This window comes from Devosia sp. Root413D1, assembly GCF_001425235.1.
Lineage (GTDB): Bacteria > Pseudomonadota > Alphaproteobacteria > Rhizobiales > Devosiaceae > Devosia_A.
In genome coordinates this window covers 1-19,035 of the sequence record NZ_LMEA01000003.1, presented here as the reverse complement: position 1 = coordinate 19,035, position 19,035 = coordinate 1, and the positions used below count along the sequence as shown (strand labels likewise).

At 66.4% G+C, this 19,035-nt stretch carries 15 protein-coding genes; 9 read left to right on the top strand and 6 right to left on the bottom strand.

Annotation, left to right across the window (positions count from 1 at the left end; genetic code table 11):
- Positions 1-196 precede the first annotated feature (196 nt).
- Both ASC89_RS04715 and ASC89_RS04710 read right to left on the bottom strand, forming a co-directional pair.
- A complete protein-coding gene (locus ASC89_RS04715; RefSeq protein ID WP_055995254.1) occupies positions 197-2,122 on the bottom strand; it encodes a sensor histidine kinase in 1,926 nt (641 codons plus the stop codon).
- Entirely contained in the window at positions 2,109-2,753 is a 645-nt protein-coding gene (locus ASC89_RS04710) for a response regulator transcription factor (RefSeq protein ID WP_055995250.1), read from the bottom strand. Before ASC89_RS04710 ends, ASC89_RS04715 begins: the two co-directional genes overlap by 14 nt.
- Positions 2,754-2,915: 162 nt before the next feature.
- On the opposite strand from ASC89_RS04710, the gene ASC89_RS04705 reads away from it, so the two are divergent.
- Positions 2,916-6,365, top strand: a complete 3,450-nt coding sequence (locus ASC89_RS04705) for an autotransporter domain-containing protein (protein ID WP_055995247.1) — start codon at positions 2,916-2,918, stop codon at positions 6,363-6,365.
- 184 nt (positions 6,366-6,549) lie between these two features.
- On the opposite strand, the gene ASC89_RS04700 is transcribed toward ASC89_RS04705, so the two are convergent.
- Positions 6,550-7,320, bottom strand: a complete 771-nt coding sequence (locus ASC89_RS04700) for a glycerophosphodiester phosphodiesterase family protein (RefSeq protein ID WP_055995243.1) — start codon at positions 7,318-7,320, stop codon at positions 6,550-6,552.
- A gap of 165 nt (positions 7,321-7,485) precedes the next feature.
- Between ASC89_RS04700 and ASC89_RS04695 the strand changes: the two genes are divergently transcribed.
- Positions 7,486-8,472, top strand: a complete 987-nt coding sequence (locus tag ASC89_RS04695) for a GNAT family N-acetyltransferase (RefSeq protein ID WP_055877399.1) — start codon at positions 7,486-7,488, stop codon at positions 8,470-8,472.
- A gap of 33 nt (positions 8,473-8,505) precedes the next feature.
- On the opposite strand, the gene ASC89_RS04690 is transcribed toward ASC89_RS04695, so the two are convergent.
- The gene (locus tag ASC89_RS04690; RefSeq protein WP_055995240.1) at positions 8,506-9,171 is read right to left on the bottom strand and encodes a hypothetical protein; all 666 of its coding nucleotides are present in this window, start codon (positions 9,169-9,171) and stop codon (positions 8,506-8,508) included.
- Between the two features lie 85 nt (positions 9,172-9,256).
- The gene (locus ASC89_RS04685; RefSeq protein ID WP_055995237.1) at positions 9,257-9,676 is read right to left on the bottom strand and encodes a DUF6194 family protein; all 420 of its coding nucleotides are present in this window, start codon (positions 9,674-9,676) and stop codon (positions 9,257-9,259) included.
- Between the two features lie 83 nt (positions 9,677-9,759).
- Here ASC89_RS04685 and ASC89_RS04680 point away from each other — a divergent pair, with 83 nt between their 5' ends.
- The 5 genes from ASC89_RS04680 (at position 9,760) to ASC89_RS04660 (ending at position 16,027) form a co-directional block, all read left to right on the top strand.
- Entirely contained in the window at positions 9,760-10,278 is a 519-nt protein-coding gene (locus tag ASC89_RS04680) for a PadR family transcriptional regulator (RefSeq protein ID WP_055877390.1), read from the top strand.
- 447 nt (positions 10,279-10,725) lie between these two features.
- Positions 10,726-11,319: a hypothetical protein gene (locus tag ASC89_RS04675; protein WP_055877388.1), complete on the top strand. Its 594-nt coding sequence runs from the start codon at positions 10,726-10,728 to the stop codon at positions 11,317-11,319.
- 588 nt (positions 11,320-11,907) lie between these two features.
- Complete coding sequence (locus ASC89_RS04670; RefSeq protein ID WP_055877386.1) at positions 11,908-12,198, top strand: hypothetical protein; 291 nt, start codon at positions 11,908-11,910, stop codon at positions 12,196-12,198.
- Positions 12,199-12,217: 19 nt separating this feature from the next.
- Entirely contained in the window at positions 12,218-13,711 is a 1,494-nt protein-coding gene (locus ASC89_RS04665) for a terminase large subunit domain-containing protein (RefSeq protein ID WP_244488398.1), read from the top strand.
- Between the two features lie 369 nt (positions 13,712-14,080).
- Positions 14,081-16,027 (top strand): hypothetical protein, encoded by a 1,947-nt coding sequence (locus ASC89_RS04660; RefSeq protein ID WP_055995234.1) that lies wholly within the window; start codon positions 14,081-14,083, stop codon positions 16,025-16,027.
- Between the two features lie 137 nt (positions 16,028-16,164).
- Here ASC89_RS04660 and ASC89_RS04655 read toward each other — a convergent pair whose 3' ends face one another.
- Positions 16,165-16,467, bottom strand: coding sequence for a GIY-YIG nuclease family protein (locus tag ASC89_RS04655; RefSeq protein ID WP_055877455.1), 303 nt, complete (start codon positions 16,465-16,467; stop codon positions 16,165-16,167).
- Positions 16,468-16,753: 286 nt separating this feature from the next.
- Here ASC89_RS04655 and ASC89_RS04650 point away from each other — a divergent pair, with 286 nt between their 5' ends.
- Positions 16,754-17,521, top strand: coding sequence for a hypothetical protein (locus ASC89_RS04650; protein ID WP_055995231.1), 768 nt, complete (start codon positions 16,754-16,756; stop codon positions 17,519-17,521).
- 37 nt (positions 17,522-17,558) lie between these two features.
- Positions 17,559-18,761 carry a DUF4043 family protein gene (locus tag ASC89_RS04645; RefSeq protein ID WP_055877373.1) on the top strand — a complete coding sequence of 401 codons (1,203 nt, stop codon included), beginning with the start codon at positions 17,559-17,561 and terminating at the stop codon, positions 18,759-18,761.
- The last annotated feature ends 274 nt before the right edge of the window (positions 18,762-19,035 follow it).

Below are 19,035 nucleotides of genomic sequence, written 5' to 3'. Positions count from 1 at the left end.
CGCATCCATCACTGACGTCGCTTCCCACGGCATCGACAGGTCCTCCTGTCAGCCATGTATCCGGACTAAACTGTCAGCGATCTATCCGGATCGGACCGGGGCACCCCCCTCCCACCACGCTTTCGCGTGGTCCCCCCTCCCCCGCAGGCGGGAGAGGGAGTCCCGACTGCGCTATCGGGGAGCTCGAACCGGCCCCTCAGTCCGCCGCCACATCCTCCGCCAGCTGCCGGATCGGCAGCAGCAGGGTCAGTTTCGTGCCCTCAGGCCCCGACTCAACCGTGAGCTTGGCGCGCATGGCGCTGGCGCGGCGGGCCTGGTTGGCGAGGCCGCGGCCGGAGCGGGGGGCGGCGGTATCGAAGCCTTTGCCGTTGTCGGAGACGGAAATGACGATATCGCCGGCGGCGACGCCGGTGCTGACCGTCGCCTCGGTGGCGCCGGCGTGCTTGATGATGTTGGTGAAGGCCTCCTGCAGCACCCGCAGGATATGCAGCGCATAGCGGTGATCGAGCCAGAACACCGGCGGCACGTCGCGCACATTCCAGTTGAGCTTGATGCCGGTGCTCTCGAGCCGCGGCTCCAGGCGGAACCGCAACGTGCCGAGCAACAGCAACAGGTCGGTTTCGACCGGCTCCATCGAGTCGATGGTGAGCTTCAGGTCGTCGATGCAGCCCTGCAGAATCTGCTTGAGCTCGGTCTCGTCGAGGCGGCCGCGCTCCACCATGCGCAGCGCGCCGATCAGCGATGAGCCGAGCCCATCGTGCATATCCTCGGTCAGCCGCTGACGTTCATGCAGCAGCAATTCGCGCTGCTCGATCTCGCGCAACCGCTCGTGGCTGGCGAGCAGCGCCGCCTCGCGCGCCGTGAGCCGCTCGGCGAGCAAGGTATTGGAGTTCTCGACCGCATCCATCGCCCCCAGATAATGCGCGAGGACAAGGTGGAAGAAGGCAAAGACCAGGGCGATCTGCACGAATGGCAGGATGAAATAGCCCTCGATGCTGATGAGGTTGTTCTGCAGCATCAGGTCGTTGATGCCCAGATAGGCGGTGAGCAGCACCCACACGGCGAGCACCAGCCCTTCCATCGACTGTGCGCGCCAGGCCGCGCGGATCGAGGCAATGCCTACGAGGTTGCAGACGACGAAGGCCGCCGCATAGGCGAAGGGCGCGGTGAGCGTGGGGTCGAGCGCCGCCGAGAACAACGGCAGCGTCGCGAGCCCCAGCACCAGCGTGGCGCCGCCGACGATGGCGGTGATCCACGACGCCCGGACATGCAGCACGGTGATGAGGAAGAGGTGCGAGATCGCCACCATCCACATGGTCGAATTGACCGTCAACCAGCCGAACCAGGCGTCGCTGAGCGGTAGCCGCTCCAGCCCCAGATGGTTGTGGAGGCCGCGAATGAAGGTCGCCGCCGACATCAGGAAGAACAACAGGTACAGCCGCTCCTGCCGGCGCCGGAACCAGACCAGCAGCGAGAACACGCCGCTGGCAAGGAACGCCGCGCTGGTGAGGTAGGAGAGCTCGGCCTGGAACAGGTTGCGCACCATATAGGCCGGCCCGACCTGATCGAAATCGCCGACCCACAGGCTGGAGAGCGCCCCGCCGATCCCCCTGAGGTGCTGCAGGCGGATGACGATGGCGTTGATCGGCGGCGCCCCCTCGGTGACATCGAAGCCGATGCGCAGCGGCCGGTTCGAGCCGTTCCATTGCAGGTTCGCGTGCGATTGGTACTGCAGCTCGCCGTTGACATAGACGGCGAGCGTGCCGTCGGATTTCCAGCGCGGGATATAGAGATAGCCCTTGTCGGCTGGCGACACCGGCTGCGGCAGCACGGCGCGATACCAGGTGACCTGCGTGTCGGGCGCATCGGCATCGGCGTGCTGCGACAAGGCGAGCCTGGGGATCGCCGCATTGGGCAACGCCACGGGGGTCCAGTCCTCCGGCATGGCCCGGCGGATCAGCGTCGCCGGGGGCGACTGATAACCGACTGTGCTTTCGACCGCGAGCTCGGCCGAAGTGATGTGGAGGCCGCTCGGTTGGGCGACGAGGTGCAGCACCACCGCCCCGGCGATGATGATGCCGAGGGCGGCGAGGTAGCGCGCCAGGAGCTTATAGAAGGCCATGGTTGCGCGCCTCGAAGATCGCCTCGGCTTTCGACGACACTTCGAGCTTCTGGTAGATGCGGCGGACGAAGGTCATCACCGTGTTGCGCGTCACCCCCATCAGCTCGGCAATCTCGTCATAGCTGAAGCCCTTGGTGATCAGCTCGAGCGCCTGCTGCTCGCGCGGCGACAATAAGGGTTGCGCCGGCGGCTCGACCGGCCTGAAGCGCAACAGGATCTTTCGCGCGATACGCGGGCTGATCGGGCTGCCGCCGGAATGGAGCGTGCGGATGTCGTCGGCCATCCGGCTTTGCGAACTGTCCTTCAGGAGATAGCCGGCGGCGCCCGCCTCGATCGAGGGGATGACGTGGCGATCGTCGGCAAAGGTGGTCGAGACCATGATGCCGCAATCCGGCCAGGCGCTGTGGGCGGCGCGGATCACCTCGATGCCCGAGCCATCCGGCAGCCCCAGATCGACCACCAGGATATCGGAAGGCGGGCCATCGAGCAGCGCCATCGCCTGGGCGACGTTTTCGGCCGCGGCGTGGAGCAGCATATCCTCGGCCGCCTCGACCGCGGCAACGAAGCTGCCCCGGAACGATGCATCGTCCTCGACGATCGTCACCTTGAGGGGCTTTGACCCTGTCGCCACAACACTCCCCCAGCCTCGCCTGCGACGGAAGCTCTAGCACGGCGCCCCTACGGGCTTGTCGCTATTTCTAGCGATATGTGAGCTTGGCCATCGGCTCAATAGTGCCCCCTGCCCCGCGGCGGCTCCAAGCCCGCGCGTGGGCCTATGGACGGGGGAACATCCATGCACTGCCGCACCGAACGCAACCGCGGGTCGCGCCTCGCTCTGCTGGTCGTTACCCTCCTGACGGCGACGGCGCTGAGCGCACTTGGCATGAGCCCGGCGCTGGCCCAGACCGCCAACTGGGGTGGCGGTGTGTCGTCAGACTGGTTCACCAACGGCAACTGGACCGGCGCACCCCCGGACAACACGCGCGATGTGGTGGTCAACGGCGCGACCGCTGCGGAGATCGCCGGCGGTGGCGAGGCCGAAGCCGGCAACCTCCGGATCGGCGAGGGCGTTGAGGGCGCCCTGAACATCACCGAAGGTTCGCTCCAAGCCTACCACACCAATATCGGCATGGATGGCGGCACCGGCAAGCTGTCGGTGGTGGGCCCGAGTTCGAGCTTTGACTCGATGACCACGCTCAGCCTCGGCATGGACGGCAATGGCGAACTCGAAATCCTCGAGGGCGGCACGGTGACCAGCAACCAGGGCCTGATCGGGGATTCCGCGGGCTCGGAGGGGATCGTGACCATTGACGGCACCGGTTCGAACTGGAGCACCCGGATCCCGAGCGCCGGTATGTTCGTCGGCTATGGCGGCAAGGGCACGCTCACCGTCCAGAATGGCGGCTCGGTCAACACCAACACCACCTGGTTGGGCTATTGGCCCGGTTCCGACGGCAAGCTCGTCGTCACCGGCACCGGCTCGAGCTACATCGACGAAGGCGACATGCATGTCGGCCGCGACGGCAGCGGTACGGTGGAGATCAACGACGGCGCCTATGTCGAGATCTTCAACTCGCTCTATGTCAACCGCGGCACCGTTACGGTGGACGGGGCGGATACCAAGCTCAAGTCGTATGGCGGCGTTACCGTCACCGGCCCGGGCGAGGACGGTTTCGTGGTCAGCGGCGGCGCCGCGGTCGAGAGCAGCACGGGCTATGTCGACGCCGGCCTCGGCATCGAGGGCACCGCGACCGCCAAAGTCACCGGCGCCGGCTCCAGCTGGATGATGGGCGTCGATGGCCTGACCATCGGTCTCGAAGGCGGCGGCGCGCTGCTGGTGACCGACGGCGGGCGCGTCGAAGCGGGCCAAGTCTATCTCGGCATGCGCGAGGGCGCCTCGGGCACGCTGACCATCTCGGATGGCGGCCAGGCGGTGATCGATTACGTGATGATGGCTGGCGAAGTCGGGGCCACCGCCACGCTGCGGCTCGAAAGCGGCGGGCAACTGAGTGCCAAGCAGGTGGAGCTGCTGAACTCCACTGGCACCGGCAAAGTGGCCTTCGATGGCGGCACGCTGAAGCTCACCGCCAACCAGTCATTTCTGTTCTCCGGATTTCAGACCGGCGATATCACGCTGGAAGATGGCGGCGGCACCATCGACACAGGTACTTTCAGCGTCCACATGGATCCCGGCCTGGTCGGCGAGGGCGGCTTCACCAAGAAGGGCACGGGCACGCTCAACGTCTATGGCGCCAGCACCTATGAGGGCCCGACGCTGATCAGCGCCGGGACACTCCGGGCGCGCGAAATTGGCGTGCTCTCGGCGGTCAGCGCTTATGAGGTAGCCTCGGGCGCGACGCTCAGGATCGACAGCAACAAGACCCAGACCATCGGCAGCCTCGCCGGCGCCGGCACCGTGCAGCTCGGCAACCCGCAGACCATGAACACGGCGGCCGGCAGCGCGCAGCTGACGCTTGGCGGCAACAACGCCTCGACCACCTTCAGCGGCGTGCTGGCGGGCAAGGGCCAGCTGATCAAGACCGGCAGCGGCACGCTGACGCTGAGCGGCAGCAACAGCTTTACCGGCACCACCACGGTCAGTGGCGGCGGGCTCAATGTGCTCGGGACGCTCCTTTCGAGTGTTACGGCTGAGAGCGGCGCCCGGCTGGGCGGCAACGGCACGTACGGCGCGATCAGCGTGGGGGATGGCGCGGTGCTGGCGCCGGGCAACTCGATCGGCGCAGTGACCACGGGCGGGCTCACGCTCGACGCGGGTTCGATCTACGAAGTCGAACTGAGCGATGGCGGCAACACCGCGGGCACCCACAACGACATCACCCATGTCACGGGCACCGCGACCATCGCTGCCGGGGCCAAGATAAGGGTGCTGGCCGGCAACGGCACCGATGATGGCAGCACCTACACGCCGGGGCTCGTCTACACCATCATCGACACCACCACCGCCGGCAACCTCTCGGTCGCCGAAGCGCCGGAGATCATCGACAATTTCGCCTATCTCAACTTCACCGGTTCCTCTGACGGGCAGTATTTCCGCCTCACCTCGAGCATGGAGGCGGTGAGCTTCTGCCTCGACGGCAGCACCGCCAACCAATGCGCTGCCGGCGATGCGCTGTTCGCGCTTGGGGCGGGCAATGCCGGGTTCGACCTGTTCCAGGGGCTGAGCGAGGAGGATGCGCCGGCCGCGCTCGACGCCATCTCGGGCGAAGCGCATGCGTCCATGCAGCAAGTGCTGGAGCAGAGTTTTGCCGTGCTCGGCCAGACGGTCAACCGCCGCACTGCCGCCGGGCTCGCGGGCGCCGGCGCGGCGGCTGGACCGCTGGGCTACGCCGCAGAGCCCGGCAATATCGGCGTCCGGGCCATCGACGATGCCACCACCAAGGGCACGGCGCGTCCGTGGATCGGCGCGCTCGGCAGCACCGGCCAGTTGCGCGGCGACGGCAATGCGGCCGAGATCGGCTGGAGCACCGGCGGGCTGGCTTTGGGCTACGAGAACGAGGTCGATCTCGGCTCGGGCACCGGCTTCGGTGGCGTGGCGCTCGGCTATCAGCACGGCCAGGGCATCGTCACCGCGCGCAATTCCGAGACTGGCTTCGACAGCCTGACGGCCGCCGCCTATGGCGGCTGGAGCGACGGCGCTTCGACGCTGATCGGTTCGCTCTCGGTCGGCGCCGCGCATGTCGCCACCGACCGGACGATTACCATAGGGAACAGCACCCAGGTCGCCCATGCCGATTACTGGGCGCAATCGGCTAACCTCGCGCTCGAGGCCTCCTACGCCTTCGAGCTGGGCAATGGCTTCAGCATCGCGCCGCTCGGCACACTCGCCGTCGGCTGGCTCAGCCATCCCGGCTTCACCGAAACCGGCGCCGGCGCCTTCAACCTCACGGCCGAGGCCAGCGGCAGCATGTCAGCCGCGGCGGGCGTGGGGCTATCGGTGGGCCAGCAGGTGGAGCTGGAGACCGGCACCCTGTCGCTTGAGGGTCGCGCTTTGTACGAGCAGAGTCTTGCCGGCACCGACGCGACAGCGGCTTTCAGCTTTGCCGGGGGCACTACGCCTTTCACCATCAGCGGGGCGCCTGGGGATGTCAGCTGGGTACGGGTCGGCGGCGGGCTGGCGTTCGAGCTGACGAGCGGGTTGGCGCTTGGGGCGAGCTATGACGGGCGGTATTCCGAAAATGGGCAGTCGCATCAGGCAAGCGCGTCGGTTGGTGGGAGTTTTTGAGGCCGTCGCTGCAACTCGCGTCCCCTCTCCCCTCTGGGGAGAGGGTCAGGGTGAGGGGTAACCAAGCACACAGATTTTGGGCGTGAGGGTTTGCATCATCCGGCGCCCTTGGCGCCCCTCACCCCAGCCCTCTCCCCAGCGGGGAGAGGGGGCGCTGTGGCGCCGCCCGTGCGTGGGCTCCCCCTCAAACTGACTGCTGTTCCCTCACATAGTCCTGCAGCCAGTCGGGCCAGTTGATGGTCATGCCGTTGCAGCCCAGTTCCGCGGCCGCGATCATCTTTTCGCGGTTCGAGATCCCCGAGCTCCGCGCTTCGATGCCGAGCCGGTGCGCCAGTTCCACCAGTTCGCGCGTCTGGTTGCTGGCGTTGAGGGTGATCATCGAAAAGCCGTTGGCGGCGCAGCGCTCCACCGCGCCGCGCGGATCGGCAGCGAGCAGTTCCTCCGGCGCCCAGGCGATACGCAGCCGCGGCGCCAGCGCCTTGGCCCGCTGCAACCCCGTCTCGTCGAGGATCGAGAAGATGAAGGCGTGCTCGACCAGGCCGCGCGCCTCGAGCGCCGCGACCACCGCCTCGGGTAGCCCCGGCATCGGCTTTTTGAGCTCGATATGGTAGGTCAGCCTCGTCCCGAACCGGTCGAGCAGCTGCTCGAGCGTGATCAGCTTTTCGCCCGCATAATCCCGGTCCCAATGGAGCCGCGGATCGTGCCAGGAGCCGGCATCGAGCTCCAGGAGCTCGGCCAGCGTGAAATCCTCCGGCAGCCCGGCGCCGTTAGTGGTGCGCTCCAGCGTATCATCGTGGAACAACAGCAACCGACCGTCTTTGGTGAAGGCGACGTCGGTCTCCACTTCGGTGGCTCCCATCGCCACGGCGCGCTCGAACGCCGCCATGGTGTTCTCGGGCGCATAACCGCTCGCCCCGCGATGCGCGATGATCCGGAACGGTTCTGCCAATGTCATGTCGAACTCCCCTCCTCGAGGACCGGTGCCACATCATCCCCGGTTCAGCAATCGGGCGTTGACCGGTCACGATCTGCGAGCGGCAGATGCGGGCTTTCGCTTTTGCCTTGCCGACTGGCCCTGTCATGGGGGCTAATCGCCAACCTTCCCGCAGAGGAGTGAACGGTGAAAGAGTTCACCGAGCTGGATCCCGCCGACTACCCGCGCGTCGCGACGCTGCTAGAGGGGCTCGCCGAACGCCATGGCAGCGTCCCGGCGGTGCTGGCCGGCACGGCAGCTGGGCGGGTTCGCGTCGACGACATCGCCTCGCCCCGCGCGGTGCTGCTCGATGGGCCGGAGGGGCTCTATCTCGGTGGTGCCCCGTTTGCCGAGCTCGATTGGGCGGCGCTGCGCGGCGCGATCCATCCCTTCGCCTACCTCTATCCCGATGACGCCTGGCTGCCGGTGATCGACAGGGCGCTGCCGCACCGCTTCATGCGGCGCCACCAACGGGTCACGCTGTCGCTCGATCTCGGCGCGGTTGCGAACCACCCGCCCTCTGCCGACCGCTTCGCTTTGCGCCCGATGGCCGACGGGGTCGGCGCGGAGGTGGTCGAGGGCGATATCGTGGTTGCCCATTGCCACGAGGACATGGTGGTCGGGGATCGGGTCGAGGTCGGGATCTGGACCGACCCAAGCTTCCGGCGACAGGGCCTCGCCCGGCTGGCGGTGGCCGGCGCCATCGCTGAGGCGCAGCGGCTCGGGCTCAAGCGGATGGGCTGGCACTGCCTCGCATCGAATGCCGGATCGCTGCACGTGGCGCTCAGCAGCGGCTTTGCCATCGTTGCCGAGTACGAGGCCTTCGGCGCGTATCTCGATGCCGAGAACCTCGATGATCTCAAGACAAGCCAGTGGCTCGATCTCGCCAGGCATTTCGAAGCCGCCGCGGCCGAGCTGCCGACCCTCGGGATCTGCGCGGCGCAAGCCTTCAGCTGCGCCGGCCGGCCGGATGATGCGCTCGCCGCACTCGAGCGGCTGGTCGCGACCAACTGGAACGGCAAGGCCGCCTGGCTCGAGCAGAGCTGGGCCCTGGCGCCGCTCCACAACGACCCCCGCTTTGAGCGCATCGTCGCGCGGCAGCGGGAAGCTGAAGGCGGCGAAGCGGCGACCTGACGCTTGAGGTGCTAGCCGGAAAGGCCAGCCCGCTCACCCACCGATCATATGATCGGCGACGCTGTAGCTGTGGCTCGCCTGATAGGCGTTGCGGCCGCGGTTCATGTGGGTGAGGTTGAAGCGGCGGATGGCGCGCAGCAGGTGCGGGCTGGCGAGCATCTTGTGCAGCGAGGCGGCGCCGCGCACCTTGATGCCGAACATGTCGGCTCCATTGGGGAAGAACCAGCCGACATCTTCCGGTACGAGGGCCCCCTGCTCCACGAGGCTCTCGTCGAGCTGCTCCGGCGTCACTGAGCCATCGGTGGTGAAATCGCTCAGATGCAGGATGAACCGCCCGCGCACGCCGTCACCATCGGCATAGAGGGTGAAGAACTCCATCCAGCTGGCATTGACCCGCACCAGCGGCTTGTCGGAGGTCGAGGGCAGGCAGGACACCGACCACCAGTAGCGCTCGGTACGGCGCGGCATGGGCAGGCATTCCCGGCCATAGGTAGCGAGGAGGTTCAGTACCTCCTCCGCCTGTGGACGGCCGAGGAGTTTGTGGTAGCGCGGCAGATACTTGAACCGCAGCTCGACCGATTCCTGGCGCTCGTCGGCATCATCGAGCGGCGCGCCCTCGAGCCAGGCGCGCTGCTGCTCGAGGCTCAGGAACTCGCGCAGGCCGGTGGTCTCGGAGCGTGTGGTTTTGCGGGATGCCATCTCTTGCCTCACGGGCTGGCCACTGTCGCCAGTAGTTAGACAGACCTGTCTGTATACGTCAAGGCGGCATCTCGCGAGGATTGCCTTACCAGCTGTCGGGCCGCAACTCTTGCAGCTGGCGTGCCGCCTCGAGCAGGCCTCGGCATTGGGCCCAGGTGCGTTCGGGGTTGATCACGCTGACCCAACGCATGCGGCCATAGACCGGATGCGGAAACAGCGTGTCGATCGCCTGGTAGTCGAAGGCTGCGGCCTCGAGATCCCTGCGGCTCCTGATGGCAGGAAACAGTGCCCCGAAGCTCGCCCTGTCGGTGGGGAAATTCAGCCGAAACAGGCCGTCGCGATCGAGCGCCGAGGCGCTGTCATAGGGATCGTCATGGGTGACGATGGTGGCGAAGGGAAACTTCTGCTCCGCCCCGGGAAAGAAGAAATAGTCCGGCGTTGTCTCCTGCACCGTCACCCCTTCGAAGCCGAGGAGGAAGGCGCGGATTTCGGTGCTGCTGACCATGTCATGTCCTCTGGTAACCAAATTTGGCTACCGACTAGACGCTTTGGCCAAATTTGTCTACCCTCGGGAATCACGAGGTGAAGATGAACGTCACGAGATTGCTGGTGCTCGGCGCGATCCGGGTGAATGGCGGCGCCCATGGCTATGCCATCCGGCAGACGCTGGAGGATTGGCAGGTCCAAAGCTGGACCCGCCTGCACTCCGGCTCGGTCTACCATGCGCTGACGCAGATGGAGAAAGAGGGGATCCTCGCCGTCGAGGCCGAGGCGCCCGGCAATCGCGGCCCGGGCAAGACCCTGTTCGTCACCACCGCGGCGGGGGAAGCCGAGTTCTTCACGCTGCTGCGCCAGGCGCTCGGCAGCTTCGACCTGATCGAACTCAGCGCCGGACTGGCGCTGGTCGACGCCCTGCCCAAGGCCGAAGGGCGCGAGCGCCTCGCGGCCACGGTGCAGAGCCTGCGGGAGAACGTGGCGCGGCTCGAGGCGCTGGCAGCCATAACGCCGGCGGGTGCGGGCACGCCGAGAACCCACGATCTGCTGGCGCTGTGGAGCGCCAACCTCGCAGCGTCAGCGGCGGTGCTGGAGCGGGTTTCGCAGGGGTGAGACGAAGCGCAAAAGCCCGCAGTCGGCGCACCCTCTCCCGCCAGCGGGCCTTGTGTCTGCCGGCAGGCGAAAGTGAAACGCCGCGCTGCGTGCAATTGGTACCGGGAACATACCGGGAATGGCCTTACGTATTACGATTTTCCGCGCAGGAACGTTATGAGAACAGCATTACTGGCGCAGCATAACCGCACTCTGGCCGCCAGAGACGAGAGTTGAGCACCCCATTTCACCAGGCGAAGCGATGCAATATCACTGGTCGGCCCGAATAACTGCTGACAATCAGCATATAGCCGAGTGCAATAGTCAGGCCGCCAAGCATAACGGCACGGTCTTTCGCTAATACTTTGGACGCAGGTCGCCGGCCGCGAGATCGAACGGTACAGCGCTGGGCTTTGCGCCCGAGTTGCTGTAGCAGCAGCGGTTTCGAGAGCTAGGAGGGACATCGCGATGGATGATCTGCTGGTTGCCCAGAAGCAGTTGCAGGCGGAGGCCGATGCGGTGGTCGCGGCCCTCGGCCTCATCGAGCAGCTCGGTGAGATCGGCGAGCCTACCCGGGTCGGCAGCTCGGCGCTGGGCCTGATGGTCCGCCGCGACATCGACATCACGGTGAGCTGCCCGAGGCTCGACGACACGACGCTCGCCGCCTTCGCGCAGCTGGGCGCCCGGCTGATGCAGCGCACCGACCTGGTGGTCGGGGTGCGCTTCCGCAACGATGCCGGAAGCTGGAACGCCGAGCCGCAGAACTACCCCGATGGGCTATATCTGGGGCTGACCGTCCGCACCGCCGCCGGCGCCAACTGGACCTTCGACATCTGGCTGGTCGACCAGCCCGAACGCCAACCTGACCTGGCGCACCTCCGCACCCTGCTGCCGCGACTGACCGACGCCGACCGGGTGGTGATCCTCACCATCAAGCACGTGCTCGCTGCCGATACGACGGAGCCGAAGCTCCCGAGCGCGCTGGTGTATGAGGCGGTGATGGATCATGGGGTACGGGACGTAGCGGAGTTCTGGGAGTGGCATGCAGGGCGTGGAAAGTAGAGCACCGGCAACTGTCACCACAGCCGGCCCCAACCTGTGGTGAGCGCAAACCCGGCGGTTGCACCCTCACCCCAATCACCCTAGTTTCAGCATCAGGCAGCGAGCTTTCGCCGCCTCTATGTGGGCTGACAGTGAGGGGACGCTTCGGCGGGTTGCCTCCGGGCCCACGGTGACGGGAGAGCCGATAGGCGTGATCCCGTTTCACCGCGTGGGGTTTGCTCGTCTGGAAATTGCTGGGGTTGGTCTGCCAAATAGGTTGGGCCACACCACGCGCCTCCAACTCGGTGTCATCCCAGCGAAAGCTGGGACCCATCTATCCACCTGCGCCAGCTGCGAGTTGGGTCCCAGCTTTCGCTGGGATGACACCCGGTGGGTGGGGGATGGGTGGGCGGGTTGGGTCGGTGCTCGTCGTGACCTGACTGAAGCAGACCGCCCCCTCCCATCCTCCCCCATTATGGGGGAGGTGCCCTGCTGGTGCGTTTGGCACGATCCAAGATGGAGCCTCGACTCTTCACCTCCCCCTTTATGGGGGAGGCCGGGAGGGGGCCGTCTCTCTCAGTCGGGCGCCCGTAGACTCAGGGAGATCCTATGCCTCGTATCGGCAACAAGCCCAGCGGTGGTTCGACCCCTGACGCTCCGGACACAACCTGGCCGAGTAACGCCCCAGCCGACCCTGTCCAGACCCCGCTCGATTTCCTGCTCGCCATCATGCGCAACCCCGAGATTCCGCGCAGCGAGCGCGTCGATGCGGCCAACAAGGCCGCGCCGTACCTCCATTCCAAGCACGCCACCGTCGACCATCGTTCATCCGATGGCAGCATGCGGCCGACGATTATCTTCGAGGGGATGCCCACCGATGCCAGCGGGAAGGACCAGTAGCGCGAAACGCCCCGAGGCGTTGCGTATTGCGCTCCACCCCAAGCAATGGGTGGCGTTCGGGTCGGCGGCGACCGAGGTGCTTTATGGCGGGGCGGCCGGCGGTGGCAAATCGCATCTGATGCGGCAGGCGGCGATCAGTTGGTGCGCCGAGATCGCGGGCCTGCAGGTCTATCTGTTCCGGCGCATCCGCGAGGATCTGAGCAAGAACCACATGGAAGGCCCGTCAGGCTTTCGTGCGCTGCTCGCCGGGTGGGTGGAATGCGGCTTCGTGGTGATCGTCGAGGACGAGATCCGTTTCTGGAACGGCAGCAAAATCTATCTCTGCCACTGCAAGGACGAGAAGGACCGCTTCAAGTACCAGGGCGCCGAGATCCACGTGCTGCTGATCGACGAGCTGACCCATTTCACCGAGGTGATCTACCGGTTCCTGCGCAATCGCGTGCGGATGACCGGCATTGCGGTGCCGGAAAAGTACCGCGGGCGGTTCCCGCGCATCCTCTGTGGCGCCAACCCCGGCGGGGTCGGGCACCAGTTCGTCAAAGTGACCTTTATCGATGCCGCCGCGCCGCTCGCCATCCACCGCACCGAGGCGGCGGAAGGCGGCATGTTGCGCCAGTTCATCCCGGCACGGCTCGAGGACAACCCGACGCTCACCACCGAGGACCCGGCCTATGAGGCGCGGCTCGAGGGGTTGGGCAGCGCCGCCTTGATCCGCGCCATGCGGCATGGCGACTGGGACATTGTCGATGGCGCCTTCTTCGATTGCTGGCAGACGCGGCTGCATGTCATCGATCCCTTCGCCATCCCCGAGGACTGGGCGAAGTTCCGCTCCGGCGACTGGGGCAGCGCCCGGCCATTCTCGTTCGGCTGGTGGGCCATCGTCGGCGACGACACCCGGCACCCGGTGTCGGGCGTGCTGCTGCCGCGCGGCGCGCTGATCCGCTACCGCGAATGGTACGGGTGTGAACCGGGCAAACCCAACAAGGGGCTGAAGCTGACCGCCGAGCAGGTCGGCAAGGGCCTCGCGCAGCGCGAGACCGAAACCGTGGGGCTCGGTGTGCTCGACCCGGCGGCCTTTGCCGAGGACGGCGGGCCCTCGATCGCGAGCCGCATTACGCTCGGCTCGGGCGACAAGCGGATATTCTTTCGCGGCGCCGACAACAAGCGGGTGTCGCAGCGCGGCGCCATGGGCGGCTGGGACATGCTGCGCCAGCGTTTCGTCGGCACGAGCCTCGATGAAGACGGCAAGCCCGACCCCGAGGGCCGGCCGATGATCTATTGCTTTTCGACCTGCCGCGACTCGATCCGCACTATCCCGATGCTGCAGCACGACCAGGCGCGGCCCGAAGATCTCGACACCGACACCGAAGACCATGCCGCCGACGACTGGCGCTATGCCGCGATGTCGCGCCCCTGGGTGCGGACGAAGCCGGTGGCCGAGCCTGGGAAGACGCGGACGGGGTACAGGGTGGCGACGGGTGGCACTGGGCCGGGTGACTGGCAGAGCTATTGAGGGCGGTCGCGTGCGGCCGCACGCACCACCGCAGGCCGCCCACCACCGGCGTCATTCCCGCGCAGGCGGGAACCTAGTGGGATGCTGCAGCGCCCGCTGCGGCTGAAATATCCCACTGGGTCCCCGCCTTCGCGGGGATGACACCGAGTGTGGGGCAAGCGCTGGGAAGCAGGTCCGACTGGACGGTTGAACAAGGCTGTTAGGTTCGATCGCTGTCCCACCCACCGGTTGTCATCCCAGCGAAAGCTGGGACCCAACTATCCATTCGCGCGGGCTTCGAGTTGGGTCCCAGCTTTCGCTGGGATGACACCGAGTTTGGGGCATGGCGCAGTGTTTCAACCCGACCTGCGAAACTGATCAGGAGTTTCGATGAGCGATCTCGCAAATGCATCGGCTGCCGCCTCCCCTGCCCCGTTGGGCCGGACGCTGGCGCGGCTCAAGGCCGACTATCTGAGTTATCTCGATGGCAAGCGCGCCGAGATCGACGAGCAGCAGGAAGCGCGGCGCTATTATCATGGCGCACACTGGACGGCGAAGCAGATCAAGACGCTGAACCAGCGGAAGCAACCCGTGGTGACCTACAACCGCATGGCGCGGAAGATCAACGCCGTGGTCGGCTTGCTCGAGCGGCAGCGCCAGGACCCCAAGGGCTATGCCCGTACGCCGAAACATGAGGATGGCGCGGAGGTCGCGACCGCGGTGCTGCGCTATGTGCTCGACGAGCAGCGCTGGCAGGAGAAATCGCCGATCGCCGGGCTCAACGGCGCGGTCGACGGCATTGGCGGGCTCGAGCTGACGCTGGAAGCCGGCGACAAGGGCGACACCGAAATCGGCTTCGAAGTGGTCGACCCCGCGGGGTTCTTTTACGACCCGACCTCGACCCGCGCCGATTTCTCCGATGCGGGCTATATGGGGATCGGCAAATGGGCCGATGCGAGCGAATTGCTCGCCGCCTTCCCTGACAAGGCGCGCGAGATCGAGGCTTCGGTGGACGTGGGCTCCGAGCTTACCAGCAACCCCGACAGCGACGATAACTGGGTGATGGGCGACGAACACCATCGCCGGGTGCGGGTGATCGACCACTGGTACAAGCGCGGCAACCAGTGGTGCTTTGCCATCTATACCGGCGCCGCCATCCTCGCCGAGGGTGAGAGTTATCTGCGCGACGAGAAGCGCCGGACGCTCTGCAAATACGTGATGTTTTCGGCCAATGTCGACCATGACGGCGACCGCTACGGCTTCTTCCGCAACATGAAATCGGCCCAGGACGAGATCAACCAGCGGCGCTCCAAGGGGCTGCACACCAGCCAGTCGCGCCGCATCGTCATCCGCGATGGCCAGGGGCTGGAGCCGGAAAAGATCCGCGCCGAACTCGCCCGCCCCGATGGCGTGGTGGTGGTGCCGGTGGGTGCCGAACTGCCGCAATTCGACGATGCGGCGCGCGGCGCCGAGCTCAACGCCAATCTCGGCTTCCTCGAGGAGGCCAAGCAAGAGATCGAGAATTACGGCTTCAACCCGGCGCTGATGGGCTCGGGCGTGCAGGATATGAGCGGCCGCGCCATCGCGCTGCAGCAGCAGGCTGGCATTGCGGAGCTCGGCCCGTACCTGCTCGGCTATCGCGGCTGGAAGCAGCGGGTGTATCGCGCCATCTGGAATGCGGTGCAGAGCCTCTGGACCGCCGAGCGCTGGATCCGCGTCACCGATGACGAGGGCCTCGGCAACTGGCTCTCGGTCAACCGGCTGGCGATCGACCCGGCGACGGGCATCCCCACCATCACCAATGCGCTCGGCTCGCTCGATGTCGATATCATCCTCGATGAGGGGCCGGACACCGTGACCATGCAGGCCGACACCAACGAGTCGGTGCGCCAGGCGCTGCAGGCCGTCGGCCCGCTGCTGCAACCGGCAGTGGCCGCGGCGGCGCTGGAAGTGCTGATCGAAACCTCGTCGATGCCGGCTTCGGCCAAGAAGAAATTCCGCGATGCGACGCGGCAAAAGCCGCAACAGCCCGACCCCAGGGAACAGCAGGCCGCCATGCTGCAGCAGCAGGCGGCGATGCTGGAGCTGCAGGGCAAGGCGCTGGGCAACCGGAAGACCGAGGCCGAGACGGCAAAGTTGATGGCGGAGGCCGAGGATATCGGCGCCGAGCGCGAGGCCGAAGGGCTGGAGCAGCGGATCGATGCGGTGGAACGGCAGGACGAGCTCATGTTCCGGCGCGAGGAACAGGATGCACGGCGAACCAACCGGCAGCTGGAGCTGGCGGGGCGGGCGTTGCAAGTGCAGGCGGCTGAGGTGCGGGCTCGGCCGGGTGGGTAGGGTTGAACCACAGGAAATCACCCCAAACTCGGTGTCATCCCAGCGAAAGCTGGGACCCATTTATCCACTGGCACGTGCTGCGAGTTGGGTCCCAGCTTTCGCTGGGATGACAGCCGGTGGGTGGGATGGCTCCGTGGCTACCAGATGCCCTTGCCCAATGCCGGAAACAAGTCGTCCCAATTCGGGTTCAGGTCCCGGAACAGCTCAATCTTCCATGCGCGCTGCCACGTCTTGATCTGCTTTTCTCGCGTAATAGCTGCCTCGATCGACTCGTGCGCCCCGAACCGCACGAGCCGGGTGACGTCGTACTTGCTGGTGAACCCAGCAACGACATGTTCGCGATGTTGCGCGACACGACCCATCAGGTCGCTGGTGACGCCGGTGTAGAGCGTCCCGTTGCGCCGCGAGGCGAGCAGATACACGAAGTACGTTTTGTGCACCTGCAGCCCCTCCAACTCGGTGTCATCCCAGCGAAAGCTGGGACCCAACTCGCCGCAGCGCAAGTGGATAGATGGGTCCCAGCTTTCGCTGGGATGACAGCCGGTGGGTGGGGACAGTTGGTGCCCAACTCCCAAGAGTTTCGGCCCTAGCGCTCCGAACACACAAAATTCCGTCCGCGCCACGATACGGCGCAACGGGCTGCCGGCGCCCTCCTGCCGGTTTCGCTGCACTCTCCGCGACAGTGAGGGTCACGCCAATCGGACGCGATAGTCCGGGAGACACGAGATGAACGACACTGAAACGGTCGACGATACCGCCTTGTTCAACGCTACCGTCACGGGCGAGGCGCCTGTGGCCGAAGCAGAACCGGTGATCGAGCCGGTCGCTGAACCGCGGCCCGAGCCTGCCATTCCCCCTGCCCGGCTTCGTGAAGAAGCCGATGCAAGGCGGGCGGCGGAGCGGGATCGGGATGAGCTGAAGCATCGGCTCACCCGGCTCGAGGCGCAGCTGCAGCCGCAGCAACAGGCAGCGCGGCCTCCCGAATTCTGGGACAACCCGGATGAATGGGGCCGCTCGCTGGTCACCCCGATCCACGAGCAGCTGTTCCAGCAGCGGCAGGGCGTCTCTCGCCTCCTGGCGGAAGAAAAGCATGGGTCGGACAATGTCAGGGCGGCCTACAACGCGCTCGGGCAGGCCATGCAGGCCGACCCCGCGGTGCAGACCGATTACCTCAGGATCATGCGGTCGAACCACCCCTATGGGGAGCTCGTCGCCTGGCACAGGAAGCGTCAGGCGTTAGATGAGATCGGCGGCGACCCCGCTGCCTATCGCAACCGCGTGATCGACGAGGCGATGCGGGACCCCGAAGTCCAGCAGCGTTTCCTCGCCCAGCTGCGCGGCGCTGCCCAGCCCAATATCGAAGCCCCCCGTCGTTCAGCCGTGCCGCATATCCCCTCGCTGCAAGGCATCGGCACCGCCGCCGGCCCCGCATCCGCGGCCGGCGACACCTCCGATGCCGAGCTGTTCTCGGCAACCACCCGCCGGCGGCGCTAAGCGCGCTGTAACCGGCTGAGCATCAGGACCATCAGACATGGCTCTTTCTCCCAACCACCCCAATAATGAAGTGATCAAGTTCCGCCAGGATGTCGCCTATGACTTCCTGCGCTCGTCGCGCTTCGATGCCTATATGGGCGACGATTCCACCTCGGTGATCGTGCGCATGTCGGATCTCGAAGCCGACGGCAAGGAGATCCGCGTGCCGCTCGTCACCCAGCTTTCGGGCGATGGCGTCGGCGCCGGGACGCTGCGCGGCAACGAAGAGCAGATCGACAGTTACGGCATGCCGCTCTGGGCCGACTGGGCCAGAAACGCGGTGGCCAACAACCGGGCGCAGAACAAGGAGAGCTCGTTCTCGGTGCGCTCGACGGCCCGCAGCCTGTTGCGCGGCTGGTCGAAGCGGATCGTGCGTGACGACCTGGTCGATGCGCTGCTGTCGATCCCCACTTCGGCGATGCAGGCCGGCCGCTTCGGCAACCCGGGCAACCGCGTCAACGGCATCAAGTGGTCGGCGGCCACCGCCGGCAACAAGAATGCCTGGGTCACCGCCAACCCCGACCGCGTGGTGTTCGGCTCGGCGCTCTCCAACTACTCGACCACCTTCGCGACCGCCGTGGGCAATGTCGACGCGGCCGCCGACAAGATGTCGGCGGCGGTCGGCAGCCTCCTGAAGGACCAGGCCAAGCAGACCGGCGTCGACCCCAACAACCCCGGCGTCTATAACGGCCGGCCCAGGATCAGCCCCTATATGGAAGCCGAGGGCGACCAGGAATGGTTCGTCTGCTTCGTCGGCGCCCGCGGTTTCCGCGATCTGAAGGCCGACCCGGTGATGACGGCCGCCAACCGCGACGCCCGCAACCGCGAAGGGGGCGACCCGACCAAGACCAACCCGCTCTTTACCGGCGGTGCGCTGGTCTATGACGGGGTGATCTATGTCGAGATCCCCGAGATCACCCAGCGCCTGCTGCTGAAGGGCGCCGGCGCGGCGGGGATCGATGTCGAGCCGGTGTTCCTCTGCGGCCAGGGGGCGCTGGCCTATGCGCTCGGCCAGATGCCGCGCCCGACCACGCTCGAGGACGGCGATTACGACTTTGTCACCGGTATGGGCATCGAAGCCCAGTACGGCGTCGGCAAGATCGCCAAGGCCCCGCTGGCGGCGGGTGCGTCGGCGACCATCGGCTCGCTGGTCGACTGGGGCGTGGTGACTGGGTTCGTCGCGGGGGTGGGGAATAGCTAGGGCGGGCTCTCCCGCACCGCCCTCTCCGTAATCCTCCCCCGCATGGCGGGGGAGGGGGACCAGCGAAGCTGGTGGAGGGGGCGGCGAGACGCTCAGTCGCTCGTCGCTTACGCTCCGATCGCACAACCTGCGGTTGCGATACCCCTCATCCGCCCTTCGGGCACCTTCTCCCTCAAGGGGCCTGTTGCATAATTCTGCAGGTGTGATTCCGTGACTATGGAGAGCGGAGTTGATGACCGATGGCGATCAAGCGGACAGGGCAGTTGGGTTTTGC